The following is a 21,634-nucleotide window of genomic DNA, read 5'->3' on the forward strand; positions in this document are numbered from 1 at the left end:
TCCGAGGGTGCGGCTGACCGGAATTGCAACACGTTCTAGTCTGGCCCCATGAGTCGCGCCGGCGACGATGCAGAGCCAAGCGATGAGGAGGAGCCACGCCATGGGTGACGAGCTGCTGCGCCATCCCATTCATTCCGGACACCTGACCGTCGGTGCGCTCAAGCGCAACAAAGACAAGCCGGTGCTGCATCTCGGCGACACCACGCTGACCGGGGGTCAGCTCGCCGAGCGGATCAGCCAGTACATCCAGGCGTTCGAGGCGCTCGGCGCGGGCACCGGCGCCACCGTCGGGTTGCTGTCGCTGAACCGGCCCGAGGTGCTGATGATCATCGGCGCCGGCCAGACCCAGGGGTATCGGCGCGTGGCGCTGCACCCGCTGGGCTCGCTCGACGACCACGCCTACGTGCTGGACGACGCCGGCGTGACGTCGCTGATCATCGACCCGACCCCGGCATTCGTCGAGCGGGCGCTGGGCCTGCTGGAGAAGGTGCCCGGCCTCAAGCAGATCCTCACCATCGGTCCGGTGCCCGAGGCGTTGAGCGGTTCCGCGGTGGACCTGGTGGCCGAGGCCGCCAAGTATGCGCCGAAACCGTTGGTGGCGGCCGATCTTCCGCCCGATCACATCGGCGGGATGGCCTACACCGGCGGCACCACCGGCAAGCCCAAGGGTGTGCTGGGCACCGCGCAGTCGATCACCACGATGACCACGATCCAGCTCGCCGAATGGGAGTGGCCGGAGAACCCGCGCTTTTTGATGTGCACCCCGCTGTCGCATGCCGGGGCCGCGTTCTTCGTGCCGACCATCATCAAGGGCGGCGAGCTGGTGGTGCTGACCAAGTTCGACCCGGCCGAGGTGTTGCGGGTGATCGAGGAGCAGAAGATCACCGCGACCATGCTGGTGCCGTCGATGATCTACGCGCTGATGGACCACCCCGATTCGCACACCCGCGACCTGTCCTCGCTGGAGACGGTCTACTACGGCGCCTCGGCGATGAACCCGGTGCGGCTGGCCGAGGCCATTCGCCGCTTCGGGCCGATCTTCGCCCAGTACTACGGGCAGTCCGAGGCGCCGATGGTGATCTCGTACTTGGCCAAAAAAGACCACGACGAGAAGCGGCTCACCTCCTGTGGGCGGCCCACCCTGTTCGCCCGCTCCGCGCTGCTGGACGCCGACGGCAACCCGGTGCCGCAGGGCGAAGTCGGCGAGATCTGCGTGTCCGGGCCGCTTTTGAGCGGCGGGTACTGGAACCTGCCGGAGGAGACGGCCAAGACGTTCAAGGACGGCTGGCTGCACACCGGCGACATGGCCCGCGAGGACGAGGACGGCTTCTGGTTCATCGTCGACCGGGTCAAGGACATGATCGTCACCGGCGGCTTCAACGTGTTCCCGCGCGAGGTGGAGGACGTGGTCGCCGAGCACCCCGCCGTCGCGCAGGTCTGCGTGATCGGAACGCCGGACGAGAAGTGGGGCGAGGCCGTCACCGCCGTGATCGTGCTGCGGCCCGACCATCCCTCCGACGAGGAGTCGGTGGCGAAGGTGACGGCCGAGATCCAGGCGGCGGTCAAGGAGCGCAAGGGTTCGGTGCAATCGCCCAAGCAGGTGATCGTCGTCGACTCCGTGCCGGTGACCGCGCTGGGCAAGCCCGACAAGAAGGCCGTGCGCGCGCGGTTCTGGGAGGGCGCCGGCCGCGCCGTCGGCTAGGTGGCGTGTGGCGTGTGGGCTCGCCCGGGCTATCGCCCGGCGCCCGTCGCGCCGGCCCCGCCCGTCGCGCCGGCCCCGCCCCGCCCGCCGAGCGTGAAGTTAACTTCACGCTCGCGTGCGAACGTGAAACTAGCTTCACGTTCGGCAGGGGGACGCCGCGGGCGGGTAAGGCCGAGGCGGCTGAGGACGCCCGGCGAGTGGAAGTCAGCGCGTGACCCCGGCGACCAGCAGGTCGAGCATGCGTCCGGTCTGCTCCGGTGAACCGCTGACCAGGAAGATGCCGATCAGGCTGGACACCACGTCGTCGGCCTGCACGTCGGCGCGCAGGCTGGCATCGTCGGCGCCGGCGCGCAACAGCGTCTCGACGGCGCCGACGATGCCGTCGCGGGTCTGGCTCGGCACCAGAGCGCCGGACTCGAAGATCGCCTGCAGGGACTCGGCCATGCCGCGCTTGGTGGCGACGAAGGTCGCATAGCGGTCCATCCAGCGCCGCAGCGCGGTCTTGGGGGGATGACGTTGGAGCAGCTGCGCGGCGGCCGCGGCCACCTCGGCGAGCTCGGCGCGGTATACGGCCTCGACGAGGGCCTCCCGGTTGGGGAAATGGCGGTAGAGCGTGCCGATGCCCACCCCCGCGTCGCGGGCGATCGATTCGAGCGAGACCGATGCGCCGTGTGCCGTGAACGCCGCGGTGGCCGCCTCCAGCAGCCGCTGGCGATTGCGGCGCGCGTCCGACCTTCCAACCAAAGCGGAGGCTCCTCCGTTTCTGCTAGGCTGCGAATGCGGAGGATCCTCCGCTTTCTCCAGTGTCTCACCGCATCCTTCAGGAGCCACCATGACAGACAAACCACGCCCCGGCGGTATCGGCGATCTCGGCGGCCTGCCCGTCGCGCGCGTCGGCTACGGCGCCATGCAGCTGTTCGACACGTCGCCCGACGAGGCGGCCGCGGTGCTGCGCCGCGCCGTCGAACTCGGCGTCAACCACATCGACGCGGCGTCGTTCTACGGCCCCGGCGAGGTGAACCGGCGCATCCGCGCCGCGCTGGCCCCCTACCCCGACGACCTCGTCATCGTCAGCAAGGTCGGCGCCCGTTACACGGGCGAGCAGCCGATTCCGCTGGCCTCCGCGCAACGACCCGCCGAGCTGCGCGCCGCCGTCGAGGACGACCTGAGCCAGCTCGGCCTGGATCGCATCCCGGTGGTCAATCTGCGGCGGATGGACCTCGGCCCCAGCGCGGCCACCGACGGCGACCAGGACGTCGACCTCGACGACCAGCTCGCCGAGATGATCGCCCTGCGCGACGAGGGCAAGATCGGCGGCATCGGGATCAGCAGTGTGCCGCTCGAGGTGCTGCGGCGCGCCCTGCCCGCCGGCATCGTGTGCGTGCAGAACGCCTACAGCCTGCTGGACCGCTCCCAGGAGGCGATGGTCGACGTCTGCGCGGCCGAGGGGATCGCATGGGTTCCGTATTTCCCGCTGGGGTCGGCGTTCCCGGGTCTGCCGAAGGTCACCGACAACGCCGTCGTGGTGGACATCGCGGGCGAACTCGGGGTCACACCGGCACAAGTCGGGTTGGCCTGGATCCTGGCGCGCGCCCCCCACACGTTGCTGATCCCGGGCACTCGATCGATCACCCATCTCGAGGAGAACATGGGCGCGGCCGGCGTCACGCTGAGCGCCGAGGCGATCGCCCGGCTCGACGCCGTCGGCTCGGCGGCGGGCCATGACTACGCTGTCACGGGTGGGCACCAGTGAACACGTCCGGCCACCCTGGTGGCTGAAGCCGGCCAACAAGCTCTTCATCAGACTGTCGCGGCTGGGACTGAGTTTCGGCGGCGAGAGCCCGGTCGTGTTGACCGTGCCGGGCCGCAAATCCGGTGCGGCACGGTCGACCCCGGTGACGCCGCTGACCCTCGACGGCCGCCGCTACGTCGTGGCCGGCTTTCCCGGCGCCGACTGGGTGGCCAACGCCCGCGCCGCCAAACAGGCGACCATCGCGCGCGGCCGCCACGTCGAGCGGGTGCGGATGACCGAGCTGTCGGCGGCTGAGGCGCGGCCGGTCCTGCGCGCCTTCCCCACCGAGGTGCCCACCGGCGTCGGTTTCATGAAGCGGGCGGGACTGGTCACCGACGGGCGGCCCGAGGAGTTCGAGGCGCTGGCCGGCCGCTGCGCGGTGTTCCGGCTGGACCCCGCGTAATCCGATGAGCGACAACCCTTTTGATTCCGGCCAGTGGCAACCCGTGGCCGGCTTCGACGACCTGACCGACATCACCTATCACCGGCACGTCGACGACGCCACCGTGCGGGTGGCGTTCGACCGGCCCGAGGTGCGCAACGCGTTCCGGCCGCACACCGTCGACGAGCTCTACCGGGTGCTCGACCACGCCCGGATGTCCCCCGACGTCGGGGTGGTGCTGCTGACCGGCAACGGCCCCTCACCCAAGGACGGCGGCTGGGCGTTCTGCTCCGGCGGCGATCAGCGCATCCGCGGGCGCAGCGGATACCAGTACGCCTCCGGCGAGACGGCCGACACCGTCGACCCGGCGCGGGCCGGCCGGCTGCACATCCTCGAGGTGCAGCGGCTGATCCGGTTCATGCCCAAGGTGGTGATCTGTCTGGTCAACGGGTGGGCGGCCGGCGGCGGGCACAGCCTGCACGTGGTCTGCGACCTCACCCTGGCCAGCCGCGAGCACGCCCGCTTCAAGCAGACCGACGCCGACGTCGGCAGCTTCGACGGCGGCTACGGCAGCGCCTATCTGGCCCGCCAGGTCGGGCAGAAGTTCGCCCGCGAGATCTTCTTCCTGGGCCGCGAATACACCGCCGAGCAGATGCACCGCATGGGTGCGGTCAACGCCGTCGTCGAGCACGCCGAGCTGGAAAGGGCGGGCATCGAGTGGGCGCGCGAGATCAACGCGAAATCGCCTCAGGCGCAACGCATGCTGAAGTTCGCGTTCAACCTGCTCGACGACGGCCTGGTGGGCCAGCAGCTGTTCGCCGGCGAGGCCACCCGGCTGGCCTACATGACCGACGAGGCCGTCGAGGGCCGCGACGCCTTCCTGGAAAAGCGGCCGCCGGACTACAGCCGGTTCCCGCGCTACTTCTGAGGCGCCGCGCTGGCGCCGCGCTGGGGCCGCCGCGCCCGCGCGCCGCGCTCGGCGCCGAGCGTCACGCTGGCGTGACGCTCGGCGCCCGAGCGCGGCGCGCTGGCGTGACGCTCGGCGGCGTACGGGCCTCACGCTGGCACCGCCTAGACTCGCGTCCCGTGAGCAAGAGTCCGCTTCGCCGGTTCGCCGACCAGTTGGTGCTGGCCACCATGCGACCGCCCATGGCCCCGCAGGTGCTGGTCAACCGGCCGCTGATCAAGCCGGTCGAGCTGGCCGGCAAGCGCGTGCTGCTCACCGGCGCCTCGTCGGGGATCGGCGAGGCGGCGGCCGAACAGTTCGCCCGCGAGGGCGCCGGGTGGTCGTCGTCGCCCGCCGCAAGGACCTGCTGGACGCGCTGGCCGAGCGCATCACCTGGGCCGGCGGCGAGGCCATCGCGATGCCCTGCGACATCTCCGACCTGGACGCCGCCGACGCGCTGGTGGCCGACGTGCAACAGCGGCTCGGCGGCGTCGACATCCTGATCAACAACGCCGGCCGGTCCATCCGCCGCCCGCTGGCCGAGTCGCTGGAACGATGGCACGACGTCGAGCGGACCATGGTGCTCAACTACTACGCGCCGTTGCGGCTGATCCGCGGCATCGCCCCGGGCATGATCGAGCGCGGCGACGGCCACATCATCAACGTCTCGACGTGGGGGGTGCTCTCGGAGGCCTCGCCGCTGTTCGCGGTCTACAACGCCTCCAAGGCCGCGCTGTCCACCGTCAGCCGGGTCGTCGAAACCGAGTGGGGCGACAAGGGGGTGCACTCCAGCACGCTGTACTACCCGCTGGTGGCCACCCCGATGATCGCGCCGACCAAGGCCTACCAGGGGGTGCCGGCGCTGACGCCGGAGGAGGCGGGCCGGTGGATGATCACCGCCGCGCGCACCCGGCCGGTGCGCATCGCCCCGCGGATGGCGATCGCCGCCAAGGCGCTGGACACCTTCGGCCCGCGCTGGGTCAACGCCGTCATGCAGCGCCAGACCGTCCAGCCCAACCGCGAAGCCGGGGCCTGATTCGGCGCGTGTGATAGACACGAGGCTATGGAGATCCTGGCCAGCCGGATGCTGCTCCGGCCGGCGGACTATCAGCAGTCGTTGACGTTCTACCGCGACCGGATCGGCCTGGCGATAGCCCGCGAATACAGCGGCGGCACAGTCTTTTTCGCGGGGCAGTCGCTGCTGGAACTGGCCGGTTACGGCGCCCCGGACCACTCCGGCGGCCCGTTTCCCGGCGCGCTGTGGCTGCAGGTCCGCGACCTCGAGGCCACCCAGGCCGAGCTGCGCGGGCGCGGGGTGGCCATCGCCCGCGAGGCGCGCCAGGAGCCGTGGGGCCTGCACGAGATGCACGTCGTCGACCCGGACGGCATCACGCTCATCTTCATCCAGATCCCCGCAGATCACCCGCTGCGCCGCGACACCCGAGGTGAACGGCAAGCGAAGCCCGGTTAACTGAGAGGTAACATCTGGCGACGACTCAAGGTACACCCGCGTTTCGGGTCATGCCGCATTCGACAATGGATTGCCCCTACCACCAGAATCAGGCGCTGTGAACATCCAATTGTTCCTCTTGATCATTGTCGTAATCACGGCATTGGCTTTCGATTTCACCAACGGCTTCCATGACACGGGCAACGCGATGGCCACCTCGATCGCCAGCGGTGCGCTCAAGCCCAAGACCGCGGTCGCGCTCTCGGCGGTGCTGAATCTGGTGGGCGCCTTCATGTCCACCGCCGTCGCCGCCACCATCGCCAAGGGCCTGATCGACTCCAACATCGTCACGCTGGAGCTGGTGTTCGCCGGCCTGGTCGGCGGCGTGGTCTGGAACCTGCTGACCTGGCTGCTGGGTATCCCGTCGAGCTCGTCGCACGCACTGATCGGCGGCATCGTCGGCGCCACCATCGCCGCCGTCGGCGCGCACGGGGTGATCTGGAAGGGCGTGATCTCCAAGGCCATCATCCCGGCCATCGTCTCGGCGATCCTGGCCATCCTGGTCGGCGCGGTCGCCACCTGGCTGGTCTACCGGATCACCCGAGGCGTCCCGAAGAAGCGCACCGAGGCCGGTTTCCGACGCGGCCAGATCGGCTCGGCGTCGCTGGTCTCGCTGGCGCACGGCACCAACGACGCGCAGAAGACGATGGGCATCATCTTCCTGGCGCTGATCTCCTACGGCTCGGTCAGCAAGACCGCGGCCATGCCGCCGCTGTGGGTGATCGTCAGCTGCGCGCTGGCCATGGCGACCGGCACCTACCTGGGCGGCTGGCGGATCATCCGCACCCTGGGCAAGGGCCTGGTGGAGATCCAGTCGCCGCAGGGCATGGCGGCCGAGTCGTCGTCGGCCGCGGTGATTCTGCTGTCCGCCCACTTCGGCTACGCGCTGTCCACCACCCAGGTCTGCACGGGTTCGGTGCTGGGCAGCGGGCTGGGCAAGCCCGGCGGCGAGGTCCGCTGGGGCGTGGCCGGCCGGATGGGGGTGGCCTGGCTGGTCACCCTGCCGCTGGCCGGGCTGGTCGGCGCCGTCACCTACTGGATCGTGCACCTGATCGGCGGCTACCCGGGCGCGATCATCGGCTTCGCGTTGCTGGTCGCGGTGTCGGCCACCATCTACCTGCGCTCGCGCAAGGTGAAGGTGGACCACCACAACGTCAACGCCGAGTGGAAGGGCGACCTGACCACCGGGCTGGAAGGCGCCGACGACCACTCCCCGCCCCCGGATGCCGGGCCCCCGTTCGGCGGGCCGGGCGACCGGTACCAGTCCGACGACCCGACGCTCAAGGCGAGCGCGTCATGAGCCACATCGGCGACTGGTTCAACTACCAGGCCAGCCTGAAGATCCTGCTGTTCGCCATGCTGGCCGGCGCGGCGCTGCCGGGGCTGTTCGCCCTGGGCATCCGGCTGCAGTCGGCCGGGGCCGGTGACATCACCCTGGACGGCGCCGAGGGCGGGCCCGCGCGGCGCAACCCGCTGCTGACCGGGTTGGCGTGGGCGATCTACGCGCTGGTCATCGCGGTGATCACGCTGGCTTTGCTCTACATCGCCCGGGACTTCATCGCCCACCACACCGGCTACCCGTTCCTCGGAGCCAAAGCCAAGTAGCATCGATAGGTGCCCACCGAGTTGCTAAGCCACACACCGGGGGGTGTTGTCAGAGCGTGAACGGATTTCTCAGTTCGATCGTCTCCTGGCTCCGCGCGGGATATCCAGAGGGCGTGCCGCCGACCGACACCTTCCCGGTGCTCGCGTTGCTGGCGCGCCGGCTGTCCGGCGACGAGGTCAAAGACGTTGCCAGCGAGCTGATCCGGCGCGGAGAGTTCGACGACGTCGACATCGGCGTGCTGATCACCCAGATCACCGACGAGCTGCCCACCCCCGACGACGTCGAGCGGGTCCGGGTGCGGTTGGCCGCCCAGGGCTGGCCGTTCGACGACGCCGACCAGGCCGGGGACCCGGCATAGCCGCACTGCGCGCGCTGCACGTCCCGCCCGGCGCGGCGGTCCCGACGCTGCTGCCGGCCCTGCGGCGGGTGCTGGACGGGCGCGATCCCGCCCTGGTGGTGCTCGGCCCGCCCGGCGACCGCGAGTCCGCGACGCTTCGGGCGGGGCTGCGGGTCGGCGAACCCGTCGACGACGACGTGGCCCTGGTGGCGGCGACGTCGGGCACCACCGGTGCTCCCAAGGGTGCGATGCTGACCGCCGCCGCGCTGAGGGCGAGCGCGACGGCCACGCACGAGCGTCTGGGCGGGCCGGGCAGCTGGCTGCTGGCCCTGCCGGCACACCACATCGCCGGGGTGCAGGTGCTGGTGCGCAGCCTGCTGGCCGGCTCGACGCCCGTCGAACTCGACGTCTCCCGAGGCTTCGATGTCACCCAATTGCCCGCTGCGACAAGGGCATTGGGCACCGGCCGCCGGTACGCGTCGCTGGTGGCCGTGCAGCTGGCCAAGGCGCTGGGTGACCCGGCGGCCACGGCCGCGCTGGCCGAACTGGACGCCGTGTTGCTGGGCGGCGGGCCCGCGCCGCGGCCGGTGCTGCAGGCGGCCGCCGCCGCGGGCATCACGGTGGTGCGCAGCTACGGGATGAGCGAGACCGCCGGCGGGTGCGTGTACGACGGCGTCCCGCTGGACGGGGTGCGGGTGCGGGTGAGCGACGGGCGCATCGCGCTGGGCGGCGCGACGTTGGCCAAGGGCTACCGCAATCCGGTCGATCCCGATCCGTTCGCCGACCCCGGCTGGTTCCTCACCGACGATCTGGGCGCCGTCGACGACGACGGCGTGCTCACCGTGTTCGGCCGCGCCGACGACGCGATCAGCACCGGCGGGCTGACCGTGCTGCCGCAACCCGTCGAGGCGGCGCTGTGCACGCATCCCGCGGTGGCCGACTGCGCGGTGTTCGGGCTGCCCGACGACCGGCTGGGGCAGCGGGTGGTCGCCGCGATCGTGCTGCGCGACGGCCGCGCGGCGCCGAGCCCGGACGCGCTGCGCGCCCACCTGAGCCGCACCCTGGACGCCACCGCCGCGCCGCGCGAGGTACACGTTGTCGCCGCGCTGCCGCGCCGGGGCATCGGCAAGGTGGACCGGGCGGCGTTGGTGCGCCGATTCGCCGGGGGCGGCGAACAATAGGCTGTTGCTCCGTGAGAATCGCTCGGCGGGACGCGGTGGCGGCCGCGGTCGGGGCGGCGTTGGTGGCGGCGGCGTTCCTGCTGCCGCGGCTGAACCTCGGGGTGCGGCCGCGGCTGGACGTCGGCCCGGAGCGATTCGCCACCCACGCCGGGGCCGCGCCGATCTTCGGTGAGTGGCTGATCCACGCCGGCTGGGGAACCGGCCCGGCCGTCGCCCTCGCGGTCGCCGTCGTGGCCTGGGGACCCGTTCTGGCGCAACGGCTTTCGTGGCGGGCGTTGACGCTGGGCAGCTGGGCCGTCGCGGCCGGGTGGGCGTTCGCGCTGGCGATGATCGACGGCTGGCAGCGCGGCTTCGCCGGCCGGCTGACCACCCGGGACGAATACCTGTGGGAGGTGCCGGGGATCCACGACATCGCGGCGGCGGTGCGCACGTTTTCCAGCCGGATCGTCGACTACCAGCCGCACTCGTGGACCACGCACGTGTCCGGGCATCCGCCGGGCGCGCTGCTGACCTTCGTCTGGCTGGACCGGCTGGGGCTGCACGGCGGCGGCTGGGCCGGATTGCTGTGCCTGCTGGCCGGATCCAGCGCGGCCGCCGCGGTGCTGATCGGGGTGCGGGCGCTGGCCGACGAGCCGACCGCGCGGCGGGCCGCCCCGTTCGTCGCGCTGGCGCCCACCGCCATCTGGGTGGCGGTCTCGGCCGACGGGTACTTCGCCGGGGTGGCGGCGTGGGGCGGCGCGCTGCTGGCCGTGGCGGTGCACCGTCCGGTGCGGTTCCCGGCGCTGACCGCCGCCGGCGCCGGGCTGCTGCTGGGCTGGGGGGTGTTCTGCAACTACGGCCTGATGCTGATGGGACTGCCGGCGGCGGCGGTGCTGGCCGCGGCCCCCCGGCCGCCCCGCGACGGCTGGACGCAGTGGCGTGCGGCGCTGCGGGCGCTGGGCCCCGCGGCGCTGGCCGCGATCGCGGTGGCGGTCGCCTTCGCCGTCGCCGGGTTCTACTGGTTCGACGGCTATACCCTTGTGCAGCAACGCTATTGGCAAGGCATCGCCAAAGACCGGCCGTTCCAGTACTGGAGCTGGGCCAACCTGGCCTGCGTGGTGTGCGCGATCGGTTTGGGCGGCGTCGCGGGGGTCGGCCGGGTGTTCGACCGGGCCGCGATCCGCCGGCGCAGCGGTTTCCCGTTGCTGCTGCTGGCGGTGCTGGCCGCCGCCGCCTGCGCGGACCTGAGCATGCTCAGCAAGGCCGAGGTGGAACGCATCTGGCTGCCGTTCACCATCTGGCTCACCGCGGCCGCCGCGCTGCTGCCGGTGCGGACGCATCGAATCTGGTTGGCGCTCAACGCCGTCGGCGCCCTGGCGGTCAACACGATCATCCTCACGCACTGGTAGCGCCGTGCTTACAGGCCGGCCGCCCGGGTGGCCCGGGCGAACCGGCTGGCGGGCGGGCAGGCGTCGCGCACCACCGCGACATCGCCGACGACGTCGACGTCGGCCAGCGTCTGCACCGTGGCGACCTCGATGCCGTTGTCGCGCAACGCTTTCAGTGTCAGCTCGCCGGTGTCGGCGGCCGACATCGGCACGGCGCGCAGGCAGTCTGCCAGCGCCGGCGCGGCCACGCCGAGCAGCCACCAGCCGCCGTCGCGGGCCAGGCCCAGCACGGCCGGCGCGCCCAGCAGTCGACGCGCGCAGCCGGCCAACAGCTCGGCGGTCACCTGCGGGGTGTCCATCCCGATCTGCAGCACCGGCAACCCGTCCGCGGCGTCGGCGTGCGCGTTGGCCAGCCGGGCGCCGAAGTCGTTGCCGCGCTGGGCGATCACCGTGAACGACGCCAACCGCGCCCTGATCTCGGCGCCGCGCGCGGCGCCGTCCAGGTCGCCGGTCAGCGCCACCACCCGGGCCGCCACCGGCGCGGCGGCCACGGCGTCCAGCGTGTCCAGCAGGGCGGCGGCGGCGATCTCGGCGGCGGCCCGCTCCCCCACCGCCGCCGCGAGCCGCGTCTTGGCCCGGCCCGGCTCGGGGGCCTTGGCCACCACAAGCAGGGTCACCGGGATCACGAAATCACCTTCCAGAAGTCGAGGATCGCGGTGATGCTGCCCCGCAGCGAACCGCTGACCTTCGACTTGCCGCCGGTGCGGGGGCCGTAGCGGACGTCGAGTTCGACCACGCGCCAGCCGGCGGCCGCGGCGCGCACCAGCAGTTCCAGCGGGTAGCCCGAACGCCGGTCGGCCACGCCGAGCCCCAGCAGCGCGTCGCGGCGGGCCACCCGCATGGGCGCGATGTCGTGCACCGGCAGCCCGTGCCGGGTGCGCAGCCGCCAGCTCATCACCACGGTGCCCACCCGGGCCACCCACGGCCAGCGCAGCCCGGGCACCGGCCGGCGCCGGCCGGTGACCAGGTCGGCGCCCGCCTCCAGCGCGGCGACCAGCCGGGGCAGGTCGGCGCCGTCCATCGAGCCGTCGGCGTCGAGGACGGCCACGATGGGCGTCGTCGCCGCCAGCACGCCCGCGTGCACGGCCGCCCCGTATCCGGCCCGGGTCTCGGTGACCACTTGGGCGCCGTGCCTCCGCGCGACGCCGGCGGTGTCGTCGGTGCTGTTGTTGTCGACCACCACCACCCGGTAGCCGGGCGGGATGGTGGCCAGCACCCCCGGCAGCGACTCCTCTTCGTTGAGGCAGGGCAGGACCACCGTGACCCGACCGTCGGCGCCGGGCACGGGTCAGAACCCGCGGTGGGTGTGGGGCTCCTGCGGGAACAGCGGCTGCGAATGCGTGGGCGGCACGGTCTGCTGGGTGTGCGTGGGCAGCGGCGCCTCGGTGGTCGCCCGGGTGCTCGGCGGCTGGTACGTCGTGGTGGGTGGTTCGTGCGTGGTGGTGGGCGGCTGGTAGGTGGTGGTCGGCGGCTGGTAGGTGGTCGTCGGGGGCTGGTAGGTGGTCGTCGGGGGCTGGTAGGTGGTGGTCGGGGGTTGGTAGGTGGTCGTCGGCGGCTCGTACGTGGTGGTCGGCGGTGTGTAGGGCGTCGTCGGGTTGTAGGGCGGGGTGTACGGCGGGTTGTAGGGCGGGTTCCATCCCGGGATCGGAACGGGGATCGGGATGGGAACGGGCACAAGGGGATTCGGGTTGGGCGCCCAACCGGGGTTGGGATTGGGGACCACGCCGGGGTTGCTCGGCGCCTCGGGCGCGGGGTTGGCCGGCGCGGGAACCGCCGGCTGCGGGGCCGGGGCGTTGCTCGGGGCCTGGACGATGCCGCCCTGGAACCCGGCATTGGGCGCGTCGGCCGGGGGCGGCGGCAGCGGCGCCTGTTGCTGGCTGGGCAGGATCGGCATGAACTTGCCCGGGGTGCCGTTCTGCACCCCCACCACCGGCTGCCGGCTGGCGGTGGGCTCGACGGCGACGGCGATCGCGGTGGCCAGCGACGCCAACCCGATGACGGCGAAGGCGATGACGGCGTTGCCGATCACCAACGACCGCCGCGACAGCTTGGCCGGGGCGGCCTCTTCGGCGTCGTCATAGTCGGCGTCGTAGTCGTCGAATTCCGGGTCGTACTCGTCCATTTCGCCCGGATAGATGCCGGCGTCGTCGGCCATCGAGTAGGCCAGCTGCTGGTCCTGCGGTTCGGCGAGCTCCGGTGCCGGCACCACCGTCGTCTCGTCGCCGGTCAGCCCCGCGGCCGGCGCCATGGCCGTCGCGTCCCCCGCGGCCGGCGCCATCGCCGTCGCGTCCCCGGTCACCCCGACCGCGGGCGCCATCGCCGTCGCGTCCCCGGCGGCAAGGGCGGGCGCGGCGGCGATCGCCGCGCCCCGGGCGAGCGCGAAGGTGGGATCGTCGGCGACCTGCACCCGCATGGTCGACGCGTCGCGCAGCTGTTCGGCGACCCGGTCCAGGTCGGGCGAGGCGCCCACCAGATACACCTCCCCGGGCGCGTCCGGGTGGGCGCTCAGGTTCGCCATCATCGTCTGCAGCGCGGCGGTCACATCGCCGCCCACGGCCCCGCCCAGCGGCTGGCGGGCCAGCAGGGTCGGCGGCGCGTCCGGGTCGCCGGCGGCCGGGCTCACCATCGACAGGGTGCCCGTCGCGTCGTCCATCACCAGCGCGGCGCCGGGCTGGCCGGCCGCACGCATCAGCGCGGCCACCGCCTGCGACTCGGAGAGCACCGCGACGTTGTGCACCCCGGAATCCTCCAGCGCCCTGCGCAATTGGTCGGCCCGCGGGTGATCGGTCCAACACAGCCGGGTGCCGACCAGCCGGTGGTTCTCGCCGGCCAGCAGCCGATTGGTGCCGACCACCGTCTCGGTGAGGGTCTCGATCGGGTTGTCGGCCAGGTCGACGACGGACTGGTCGATCACGTCGGTGCCCCGCGAGCCGACCAGCGCCAAGCGGGCGACGGGGCCGGTGACCGCAACCCCCAAAACCACGTCCATCCCGGTTCTCCTTCACCCCGGCGACCCCGCAACCAGCATGTCCCGGCAGCACTACACTTGCGATACCGTTGGCAGTATCAGTCATTCGGGCGTCAAGCTTCGCCTACTAGCGCAGCGTAACCAGCTTTTCGAAGGACCGGACGGTCGCCGCGGAATCACCTCCGCTGCGCTGCCGGTCGCCCGCCACTGCCAGGGCACCCGAACGGAGAATATGTTCGCAAGCGAGCAGTGCACGGGGTTCGGCCGGGTACTTTCGGACCGAACACCCGAAACCGCGCCGACAGCATTCGTCCTTGAATTCCGGGGGGCATGGTGAGCCAGAGCAGCGACGACACCCCGACCGGCCCCATCGCCGGCCAGCCCCGGCAACCGGCGGCGCCCCGCATCATCCGGTCGCACGCCACCGGCGCCACGCCGTCGCCCGGCCCGGCGACCACCGGCCGGCGCGTCGCCGCCGACCTGACCGCGGTGGCGCTGCTGCTCGCCGCGATGTTGCTGCCGTGGAACCTCTACTTCGGCGTCGGCATCCCGGACAGCAACCCGATCGTGTTCGCGGTCCTGGTCGCGGTGACGGCGCTGGCGCTGGCCGCGGTCGCGGTGGCCGGTTCCTGGCGGGCGGGCGGCGCCCGGTTCGACCCGGACCGCGCGGCCCGGCTTCGGTTGGCGCTCAACGTCCCCTACCTGCTGTTGGTGCTCGCCTTCGTCGGGTTCGACGCCGTCCAGACGGTCCGTTTCGGCGGCACGGTCGACGTGCCGGGCGGGGTGGGGCCGGGCGCCTGGGTGGGCATCGCCGGCGCGCTGCTGAGCGCCCAGGCGGTGCCGGCCGGCACGGCGGCCGCGCCGGTGCCGGGCACCCCGGGCGGCGACGAGGCCACCGGTTGGCATCGGGCCGCGCGGATCATCGGCGCGCTGTCGATGCTCGCGGCGGTGCTCAGCTTCGGTTTCAACCTGTACTGGCGGGTGCGCTACGCGCTGCAGAGTTCCGGCGGCGCAGCGCAATTCGGCAAGGAGAACATCGCGGTCATCGCGACCGCGGTGGTGTACGGCGTGGTGGCGCTGGTCGCGGTGCTGGTCGCCTCCCGGTGGCTGCTGCGCTCCGACCGGGCGAGCCGGCTGACGACGATCGCGCTGGGCACGTCCACGCTGGCCGCCGGCATCCTGGTGTGGCTGTTGCCCGCCGGGCGGGACCTCGACGCCTTCCACGGCATCGCGCAGAACACCTCGACGGCCGGGGTGGGCTTCGAGGGCTACCTGGCCTGGGCCGCCGGCGCGGCGCTGTTCGCCCCCCGTACCCTGTTCGAACGCCGAACCCCTTCGCACACCGAGGAATCCGCGTGGCGGGCCACGGCCCGCAGCGGCCTGCTGCTGATCGCGGTGTGGGCGTTGGGGTCGATGGCGATGCGGATCACCGACCTGGCCGTCGCGGTGACGCTGAACTATCCGTTCTCCCGGTACGACAGCCTGGTGCTGGCCGCCTTCGACCTGGTGACCGCGGTGCTGGCGATCTGGCTACGGCGCCGGCTGGCCAACCTGGCCGCGCGACTGGTCACCTCGCTGTGCGGGCTGGTCGCCGCGCTCGCCGTCGCCCGCGTGGTGGTCGGCATGCAGCTGGCGCCGCGGTTCGCCGATACCCCCAATTCGCCTGTGCACCACCCGGTTTACGGCAACAACCTGGCCCAGCAGATCACCAGCGTGTTCGACGTGACGCTGTGCGGGCTGGCCCTGGGCATTCTGGTGGCCGCCGTGGTGGCCGGGCAGCTGGGCCGTCGGCGCCGGGCCGTCGCGCCGCCGCCGGCGCGCGGCGCAGGCGAACGCGGCGGCGCCGACGACGCGTATCCGGTGAGCCAGGGCGCCGCGCCGTCGGCCGCGGCGACCACCCGGATCGCCACCGGCGGCCCGGCGCGGACCACGAGCCGCCCACCACCGAGATCCCCCCGCTCGCCGGGTCGCCCCGGATCTTCCGCGGCGACGACTCCGGGACGCGGCAGATCCCGGTGCCCAAGCCCCAGATCTACCGGCCGCCGCAGCAGTAGCCGTCACCGCAGCGGCGCGAACGCGAATTCGCGCAGCCCGTCGCCGGGTTGGACGGCGGCGCGAAACCCCAGCAGCCGCGCGGCCCGCGACGGGTCGGCGACGATGTGGCGGACGTCGCCGCTGCGGTACTGGCCGGTGACCACCGGCGCGACCGCGCCGCCGCGGGCGTCGCACAGCGCGGTCGCCACCTGCAAGATCGAAATGGGTTGCCCTGAGCAGACATTCACCGCGGTGAAGCCGTCGCGGCAAGCCAGCGCCGCGAGGTTGGCGGCGGCCACGTCGTCGACGTGGACGAAGTCGCGCATCTGCCCGCCGTCCTCGAAAACCCTTGGCGGCTCACCCTTTTCCAGCGCCGAGCGGAAGATCGCCGCCACCCCGGAGTACGGGGTGTCGCGCGGCATGCCGGGGCCGTACACGTTGTGGTAGCGCAGCGCCACCACCGACCCGCCGGTGGCCTCCGACCAGGCCAGCGCGTAGTGCTCCTGGGCGGTCTTGCTGGCGGCGTACAGGCTGCGTGGCCGCAGGCAGGCGTCCTCGTCGACCAGCTGCCAGCGCAGCTCCTCACCGCCGATCGGGCACCGGTGCTCGAAGACCCCGGCGTCCAGGTCCGCACGCCGCCGCGGCAGCGGGTGCACCGGCCCGTGCCGCTCGCAGCGGTAACCGCCCTGCCCGTACACGACCATCGACGAGGCCAGCACCAGCCGGCGCACCCCGGCGGCGAACATCTGGGCCAGCAGCACCGTGGTGGCCAGGTCGTTGTGGCCGCCGTAGGCCGGGGCGTCGGCGGCGTCGACCCCCGCCCCCACCATCGCCGCCTGGTGGCACACCACGTCCACCCCGGCCAGCAGCGGGGCCAGCGCGTCGGCGTCGCGCACGTCGACGCGGTGACACCCGTTGGGCGGCAGCGGGTTCGGTCCGTGCGCGGCGGCCAGTAACGCGTCGACGGCGACGACGTCGTGGCCCGCCGCCCGCAGCGCGGCGGCCACCCGCGAGCCGATGAACCCGGCCGCCCCCGTCACCAGCACCCTCATGGCAGCTCGATCGGCAGGCTCACCCCGGCGTGCGGTGAGCACTGCGTACAGCTGCGCTCGGCGGCGACCCGGCCGATGGCGTCGCGCACCAGCTTCTTGAACGGCTCGATGTTCTTCTCGAACTCGGCGAACACCTCAACCGCCTTCACTCCCTCACCGGCGCTCACACCGGCGTCCAGATCCGTGACCAAAGCGATTGCCGCATAGCACATTTCGAGTTCCCGGGCGAGCACCGCCTCCGGGTAGCCGGTCATGTTCACCAGCGAGAACCCGGCCGAGGCGAACCACCGGCTCTCGGCGCGGGTGGAAAACCGCGGCCCCTGGATCACCACCATGGTGCCGCCATCGACCACCCCCGGCAGCCCGGTCACCGCCTCGCGCAGCGCCGGGCAGTACGGGTCGGCGAAGTCGACGTGCACGGCCCCGGAGTCGAAATAGGTGTCGGCGCGCCCGCGGGTGCGGTCGACCAGCTGGTCGGGCACCACGACGGCGCCCGGGCCGAGCTCGGGCACCAGGCTGCCGACCGCGCACGGCGCCAGCACCCGGCGCACACCGAGTTTGCGCAGCGCCCACAGGTTGGCCCGGTACGGCACGGTGTGCGCGGAGAATTCGTGCCGGGCGCCGTGCCGGGGCAGGAAGGCCACCCGGTGCCCGCCGACGGCGCCGACGGTGACCGGGGCGCTGGGCGGCCCGTACGGGGTGTCGACGGTGACGTCGTCGGCGTCGGATCCGAAGAAGGTGTAGAAGCCGCTGCCGCCGATGACTCCGAGCATCCGACCATTGTGGTGCATGAGCGCGGGCTGATCGCAGGGCCGGGCCGCGCATCCTGGCAGGATGTCGGTGTGGCCAATCTCGGGCAGTGGATCTCCGGTGCGCGGCCGCGCACGTTGCCCAACGCGCTGGCGCCGGTGGTCGCCGGCACCGGCGCGGCGGCGTGGCTGCACGCCGCGGTGTGGTGGAAGGCGCTGCTGGCGTTGGTCGTCGCGGTCGCGATGACGGTCGGCGTCAACTACGCCAACGACTACTCCGACGGCATCCGCGGCACCGACGACGACCGCGCCGGCCCGGTGCGGCTGGTCGGTTCGCGGCTGGCCGCCCCGCGCGCGGTGCTGGGCGCCGCGATCGTGAGCCTGACCGTCGGGGCGATCGCCGGGCTGGTCCTGGCGCTGTCCAGCGCGCCGTGGCTGATCGCGGTGGGGGCGGCCTGCATCGCCGGGGCGTGGCTGTACACCGGCGGGTCGAAACCCTACGGCTACACCGGTTTTGGCGAGGTCGCGGTGTTCGTGTTCTTCGGCCTGGTCGCCGTGCTGGGCACCGAGTACACCCAGGCGCTGCGGGTGGACTGGGTGGGCCTGGTGCTGGCGGTGGCGGTCGGGGCGCTGTCGTCGTCGGTGCTGGTGGCCAACAACCTGCGCGACATTCCCACCGACGCCCGGTCGGGCAAGATCACCCTGGCGGTGCGGCTGGGCGACGCCCGCACCCGGGTGTTGTACCAGGCGCTGCTTTCCGCCGCCGCCGCGTTGACCCTGGTGCTCGTCGCGGCCACGCCGTCGTGCGCCGCGGGATTGGTGGCCACGCCGCTGGCGCTGCGCGCGGCGACCCCGGTGCGGTCGGGGCGCGGCGGCGCCGAGCTGATCCCGGTGCTGCGCGACACCGGCCTGGCGATGGTGGTGTGGGCGGTCGCGGTGGCGGCGGCGTTGACGTGGGGTACCTGACAGTGCGAGCAGACGCAAAGGCGCCCGCGCACCGCGCTTTTGGGGTACTTTTGCGTCTGCTCGGGGGATAGCGAAGGACCGCAATGAAGCAGATTTCCGCGACCAGCGGGCCCACCAACATCGGCTTGCTCAGCGTCGGGTCGTACCGCCCGCAGCGCGTGGTGACCAACGACGAGCTGTGCCAGAACATCGACTCCTCCGATGAGTGGATCTATTCGCGCACCGGCATCAAGACGCGCCGATTCGCCGCGCGCGACGAGTCCACGGCCTCGATGGCGACCGAGGCCGGACGTGAGGCGATCGCCAAGGCCGGCCTGGAGGCGTCAGACATCGACTGCGTCGTGGTGGCCACCAGCACCCATTTCCTGCAGACCCCGGCGTGCGGCCCGGCGGTCGCGGCCGCGCTGGGCGCCACCGGCGTGCCCGCCTTCGACATCTCGGCCGGCTGCGCCGGCTTCGGCTACGCGCTGGGGGTGGCGGCCGACATGGTGCGCGGCGGCACGGCCGGCAAGGTGCTGGTGCTGGGGTCGGAGAAGCTGTCGCCCACGGTCGACATGACCGACCGCAGCAACTGCTTCATCTTCGCCGACGGCGCCGCGGGCGTGGTGGTGGGCGAGACGCCCACCCAGGGGATCGGGCCGACGGTGTGGGGCAGCGACGGCACCCAGGCCACCGCGATTCGCCAGGACATCGACTGGATGGACTACCTGGACCGGCCCACCGGGCCGCGCCCGTTCCTGCGGCTGGAGGGCAGCGCGGTATTCCGTTGGGCCGCATTCGAGATGGGCAAGGTCGGCCAGCAGGCGATGGACGCGGCGGGGGTGCGGCCCGACGAGATCGACGTGTTCCTGCCGCACCAGGCCAACAGCCGGATCAACGAGATCCTGGCCAAGAGCCTCGAGCTGCGGCCGGACGCGGTGATCGCCAACGACATCGAGCACACCGGCAACACCTCGGCGGCGTCGATACCGCTGGCCATGGCTGAGGTGCTGGCGACCGGGGCGGCCAAGGCCGGCGACTTGGCGCTGCTGATCGGCTACGGCGCGGGGTTGAGCTACGCCGCGCAGGTGGTGCGGCTGCCGCCGGGCTGAGCCGTCACCGTTCGGGGGGCACGTCCCCGTGCAGCCGGGCCTGCAACAACTCGCGCTCCCGGCGCCGCCGGGCGCCGGCGACGGCCAGCGCGGCGGTCGCGCGCCGGCGCAGCGGCCCGAACACCCAGATGCCCAGCGGCATGGCGATGACCAGCGCGAACAGCGCGGCCACCACGACGGGGAACTCGGTGATGCCGGCCAGCCGCGCGACGCCGTAGATCACGCCGGTGAGCACGACCGCCAGCAGCAGCCGCGCCGCCGCGTAGGCCAGGACCGGGACGACGGCGCCGCCCGGGCCCGGGGTGGATCCGTCGCTACCTTGTTGTGACACAGCCAAAGCCTACGGCGCGGGTATATTCGCGATGGAGGTCCCGAGGAGGTTTTGCGTGGTCTACCTGCTGCTCGTCCTGATTTTGGGGACGCTGATCTACGTCGGCTGGCGTGCGGCGCGGTCGCAGGCCGCCCGGCCCAAGACCCGCGTCATCGGGCCCGACGACGATCCGGATTTCCTGCGGCGGTTGGGCCACGGCGACAACAATCCCTTTTAGACCTTGTAGGACTATTTAGGCCCCGCTGCACCGGTTAACCGAGCACGCCCGGGTTGCGCTGCGCGCCGGGGAATCCGTCGGCGACGATGGCGGCCAGCTCGGTGAGCGCCTCGCGGGTGCCGCGGCGCAGCCGGTCCAGGTCGATCTCGGCGCCCTCCTCCAGATGCGGGTCGAAGGGCACCAGCTGGACCGCCCGGCAGCGCCGGGAGAAGTGGTCGATCACCTTGTTCATGTCGACCTTGCCCGGCCGCGGCCGCACCCCGTTGATCACCGCGATCGAATTGCGGACCAGGTCCTCGTGCCCGTGCGCGTCCAGCCAGTCCAGGGTGGCCGACGCGCTGCGCGCGCCGTCGATGGACGCCGAGCTGACCACCACCAGGGCATCGGCCTTGTCCAGCACCGACTTCATCACCGAGTGCAGCAGTCCGGGACCGCAGTCGGTGAGCACCAGGCCGTAGAAGCGCTCCAGGATGTCCAGGATCCGCACGTAGTCGTCGGCGCTGAACGCCTCCGAGACCGCGGGATCGGTCTCCGAGGCGAGCACCTCCAGCCCGCTGGGGCCCTTGGAGGTATAGCGGCGCACGTCGCTGTAGCGCTCGATGGTTCCGGCGTCGTGCAGCAGTTGGCGCACCGTCGCCGCCGTCTCCAGCGGGATCTTCTGGCTCAGCGTGCCGCGGTCGGGGTTGGCGTCCACCGCCACCACCCGGTCCCCGCGGATGGAGGCGAAGGTGGCGCCCAGCGTCGCCGCGATGGTGGTCTTGCCGACCCCACCCTTGAGCGACAGGAAGGCCACCCGGTAGGAACCCCGCAGCGGCCGGTTCACCTGGGCGACCAGGTTGTTGTACCGGGCGGCGCGGGGGCTTTCGCCCAGGTTGATCAGCCCGCCGGACAGCTTGTAGAGCAGCAGCCGCCAGCCCTCGGACGGCGGCGGCTGCACCGGGCGCAGCAGCATCCCGGTGGACAGCTCCGGGTACGGCGTGTGCGGCAGGTGCTCCTGACGCGGCGGCGGGCCCTGGATCTGGGTGGGCGGGGCGTCCGGGCCGGCGTAGTAGGCGCCGTACGCCGTCGGGTCGACGCGCGGGATGCCGGTGACCGGGGTGGAGTCCCACGGCGGCATGCCGGCGGGCCGCGGCGCGGTGGGTGGCGCCGGCTCCCGCTCCGGGGCGGGACCCGGCGTTCGGTGCGGAATCCGGCGAACGCCTTGGTCGGGGCTTCGCCGCCGGGCTCCGGCTGCGGTTCGGCGGCGTCTTTCTTCTCGTCGCCCGCTGCGGCGGCTGGGGGGATTTGCGTTGTCTGTTCTTCGGGCGCCCCCACGCCCGCCGTCGGATGCTCGGACACGGCAC

The 21,634-nt window shown here is 72.5% G+C and carries 20 protein-coding genes and 3 pseudogenes; 15 read left to right on the forward strand and 8 right to left on the reverse strand.

The window, feature by feature from the left end; genetic code table 11:
* The first annotated feature begins 67 nt into the window (after positions 1-67).
* Positions 68-1,702: a fatty-acid--CoA ligase FadD8 gene (gene fadD8, locus NF20_RS19435; protein WP_369798116.1), complete on the forward strand. Its 1,635-nt coding sequence runs from the start codon at positions 68-70 to the stop codon at positions 1,700-1,702.
* A 204-nt stretch (positions 1,703-1,906) separates the two neighbouring features.
* Here fadD8 and NF20_RS19440 read toward each other — a convergent pair whose 3' ends face one another.
* Positions 1,907-2,446: a TetR/AcrR family transcriptional regulator gene (locus tag NF20_RS19440; protein ID WP_033711461.1), complete on the reverse strand. Its 540-nt coding sequence runs from the start codon at positions 2,444-2,446 to the stop codon at positions 1,907-1,909.
* An 88-nt stretch (positions 2,447-2,534) separates the two neighbouring features.
* Here NF20_RS19440 and NF20_RS19445 point away from each other — a divergent pair, with 88 nt between their 5' ends.
* The 10 genes and pseudogenes from NF20_RS19445 to NF20_RS19490 all read left to right on the forward strand — a co-directional run bounded on the left by NF20_RS19445 (position 2,535) and on the right by NF20_RS19490 (position 10,844).
* Positions 2,535-3,455, forward strand: coding sequence for an aldo/keto reductase (locus NF20_RS19445; protein WP_019734164.1), 921 nt, complete (start codon positions 2,535-2,537; stop codon positions 3,453-3,455).
* Positions 3,442-3,897, forward strand: coding sequence for a nitroreductase family deazaflavin-dependent oxidoreductase (locus NF20_RS19450; protein ID WP_003879345.1), 456 nt, complete (start codon positions 3,442-3,444; stop codon positions 3,895-3,897). The genes NF20_RS19445 and NF20_RS19450 overlap by 14 nt, the downstream gene beginning before the upstream one ends.
* Before the next feature lie 4 nt (positions 3,898-3,901).
* Entirely contained in the window at positions 3,902-4,804 is a 903-nt protein-coding gene (locus NF20_RS19455; protein ID WP_023895869.1) for a 1,4-dihydroxy-2-naphthoyl-CoA synthase, read from the forward strand.
* Between the two features lie 158 nt (positions 4,805-4,962).
* A pseudogene (locus tag NF20_RS19460) lies at positions 4,963-5,858 on the forward strand (SDR family oxidoreductase).
* A 27-nt stretch (positions 5,859-5,885) separates the two neighbouring features.
* The gene (locus NF20_RS19465; RefSeq protein ID WP_003873642.1) at positions 5,886-6,293 is read left to right on the forward strand and encodes a VOC family protein; all 408 of its coding nucleotides are present in this window, start codon (positions 5,886-5,888) and stop codon (positions 6,291-6,293) included.
* Positions 6,294-6,390: 97 nt separating this feature from the next.
* On the forward strand, positions 6,391-7,632 hold the full coding sequence (locus NF20_RS19470; protein ID WP_003879342.1) for an inorganic phosphate transporter: 1,242 nt from the start codon (positions 6,391-6,393) through the stop codon (positions 7,630-7,632).
* Positions 7,629-7,937 carry a hypothetical protein gene (locus NF20_RS19475; RefSeq protein ID WP_009979238.1) on the forward strand — a complete coding sequence of 103 codons (309 nt, stop codon included), beginning with the start codon at positions 7,629-7,631 and terminating at the stop codon, positions 7,935-7,937. Before NF20_RS19470 ends, NF20_RS19475 begins: the two co-directional genes overlap by 4 nt.
* Before the next feature lie 56 nt (positions 7,938-7,993).
* Positions 7,994-8,296 carry a DUF3349 domain-containing protein gene (locus tag NF20_RS19480; protein ID WP_003873645.1) on the forward strand — a complete coding sequence of 101 codons (303 nt, stop codon included), beginning with the start codon at positions 7,994-7,996 and terminating at the stop codon, positions 8,294-8,296.
* 68 nt (positions 8,297-8,364) lie between these two features.
* Entirely contained in the window at positions 8,365-9,456 is a 1,092-nt protein-coding gene (menE, locus tag NF20_RS19485; protein WP_033712424.1) for an o-succinylbenzoate--CoA ligase, read from the forward strand.
* An 11-nt stretch (positions 9,457-9,467) separates the two neighbouring features.
* Positions 9,468-10,844 carry a hypothetical protein gene (locus NF20_RS19490; RefSeq protein WP_033717392.1) on the forward strand — a complete coding sequence of 459 codons (1,377 nt, stop codon included), beginning with the start codon at positions 9,468-9,470 and terminating at the stop codon, positions 10,842-10,844.
* 8 nt (positions 10,845-10,852) lie between these two features.
* Here the strand turns inward: NF20_RS19490 and NF20_RS19495 are convergent, their stop codons facing one another.
* The 3 genes from NF20_RS19495 to NF20_RS19505 are packed head-to-tail and all read right to left on the reverse strand — an operon-like array spanning position 10,853 to position 13,872.
* Positions 10,853-11,509: a TIGR04282 family arsenosugar biosynthesis glycosyltransferase gene (locus NF20_RS19495; RefSeq protein WP_033717394.1), complete on the reverse strand. Its 657-nt coding sequence runs from the start codon at positions 11,507-11,509 to the stop codon at positions 10,853-10,855.
* The gene (locus NF20_RS19500) at positions 11,506-12,168 is read right to left on the reverse strand and encodes a glycosyltransferase family 2 protein (protein WP_033712421.1); all 663 of its coding nucleotides are present in this window, start codon (positions 12,166-12,168) and stop codon (positions 11,506-11,508) included. Before NF20_RS19500 ends, NF20_RS19495 begins: the two co-directional genes overlap by 4 nt.
* Positions 12,169-12,171: 3 nt before the next feature.
* Entirely contained in the window at positions 12,172-13,872 is a 1,701-nt protein-coding gene (locus NF20_RS19505) for a hypothetical protein (protein ID WP_033712419.1), read from the reverse strand.
* Positions 13,873-14,259: 387 nt separating this feature from the next.
* Between NF20_RS19505 and NF20_RS19510 the strand changes: the two are divergent.
* A pseudogene (locus tag NF20_RS19510) lies at positions 14,260-15,663 on the forward strand (hypothetical protein); the annotation flags it as partial.
* 245 nt (positions 15,664-15,908) lie between these two features.
* Here the strand turns inward: NF20_RS19510 and NF20_RS19515 are convergent.
* Positions 15,909-16,937 (reverse strand): NAD-dependent epimerase/dehydratase family protein, encoded by a 1,029-nt coding sequence (locus NF20_RS19515; RefSeq protein WP_003873653.1) that lies wholly within the window; start codon positions 16,935-16,937, stop codon positions 15,909-15,911.
* The gene (locus NF20_RS19520; protein ID WP_033712415.1) at positions 16,934-17,710 is read right to left on the reverse strand and encodes an S-methyl-5'-thioadenosine phosphorylase; all 777 of its coding nucleotides are present in this window, start codon (positions 17,708-17,710) and stop codon (positions 16,934-16,936) included. The genes NF20_RS19515 and NF20_RS19520 overlap by 4 nt, the downstream gene beginning before the upstream one ends.
* A 69-nt stretch (positions 17,711-17,779) precedes the next feature.
* Between NF20_RS19520 and NF20_RS19525 the strand changes: the two genes are divergently transcribed.
* Both NF20_RS19525 and NF20_RS19530 read left to right on the forward strand, forming a co-directional pair.
* The gene (locus tag NF20_RS19525) at positions 17,780-18,652 is read left to right on the forward strand and encodes a 1,4-dihydroxy-2-naphthoate polyprenyltransferase (RefSeq protein WP_031348243.1); all 873 of its coding nucleotides are present in this window, start codon (positions 17,780-17,782) and stop codon (positions 18,650-18,652) included.
* An 83-nt stretch (positions 18,653-18,735) separates the two neighbouring features.
* On the forward strand, positions 18,736-19,743 hold the full coding sequence (locus NF20_RS19530) for a beta-ketoacyl-ACP synthase III (RefSeq protein ID WP_019734332.1): 1,008 nt from the start codon (positions 18,736-18,738) through the stop codon (positions 19,741-19,743).
* Between the two features lie 4 nt (positions 19,744-19,747).
* Here NF20_RS19530 and NF20_RS19535 read toward each other — a convergent pair whose 3' ends face one another.
* A complete protein-coding gene (locus NF20_RS19535; protein WP_033712413.1) occupies positions 19,748-20,074 on the reverse strand; it encodes a DUF4229 domain-containing protein in 327 nt (108 codons plus the stop codon).
* Between the two features lie 55 nt (positions 20,075-20,129).
* Between NF20_RS19535 and NF20_RS27340 the strand changes: the two genes are divergently transcribed.
* Positions 20,130-20,291, forward strand: coding sequence for a hypothetical protein (locus tag NF20_RS27340; RefSeq protein WP_003873658.1), 162 nt, complete (start codon positions 20,130-20,132; stop codon positions 20,289-20,291).
* 34 nt (positions 20,292-20,325) lie between these two features.
* Here NF20_RS27340 and NF20_RS19540 read toward each other — a convergent pair.
* A pseudogene (locus NF20_RS19540) lies at positions 20,326-21,629 on the reverse strand (MinD/ParA family ATP-binding protein).
* Positions 21,630-21,634 lie beyond the last annotated feature (5 nt).

The organism is Mycobacterium sp. MAC_080597_8934, assembly GCF_000523975.1.
In the GTDB taxonomy this organism is placed as follows: Bacteria; Actinomycetota; Actinomycetes; order Mycobacteriales; family Mycobacteriaceae; genus Mycobacterium; species Mycobacterium avium.

What these genes read in the sequence shown, in the direction of transcription:
- NF20_RS19445 (WP_019734164.1), top strand. Translation starts at nt 2,535, where the DNA reads ATGACAGACAAACCACGCCCCGGCGGTATCGGCGATCTCGGCGGCCTG.
- NF20_RS19475 (WP_009979238.1), top strand. Translation starts at nt 7,629, where the DNA reads ATGAGCCACATCGGCGACTGGTTCAACTACCAGGCCAGCCTGAAGATC.
- NF20_RS19465 (WP_003873642.1), top strand. Translation starts at nt 5,886, where the DNA reads ATGGAGATCCTGGCCAGCCGGATGCTGCTCCGGCCGGCGGACTATCAG.
- NF20_RS19455 (WP_023895869.1), top strand. Translation starts at nt 3,902, where the DNA reads ATGAGCGACAACCCTTTTGATTCCGGCCAGTGGCAACCCGTGGCCGGC.
- fadD8 (WP_369798116.1), top strand. Translation starts at nt 68, where the DNA reads ATGCAGAGCCAAGCGATGAGGAGGAGCCACGCCATGGGTGACGAGCTG.
- NF20_RS19530 (WP_019734332.1), top strand. Translation starts at nt 18,736, where the DNA reads ATGAAGCAGATTTCCGCGACCAGCGGGCCCACCAACATCGGCTTGCTC.
- NF20_RS19505 (WP_033712419.1), bottom strand. Translation starts at nt 13,872, where the DNA reads ATGGACGTGGTTTTGGGGGTTGCGGTCACCGGCCCCGTCGCCCGCTTG.
- NF20_RS19515 (WP_003873653.1), bottom strand. Translation starts at nt 16,937, where the DNA reads ATGAGGGTGCTGGTGACGGGGGCGGCCGGGTTCATCGGCTCGCGGGTG.
- NF20_RS19520 (WP_033712415.1), bottom strand. Translation starts at nt 17,710, where the DNA reads ATGCTCGGAGTCATCGGCGGCAGCGGCTTCTACACCTTCTTCGGATCC.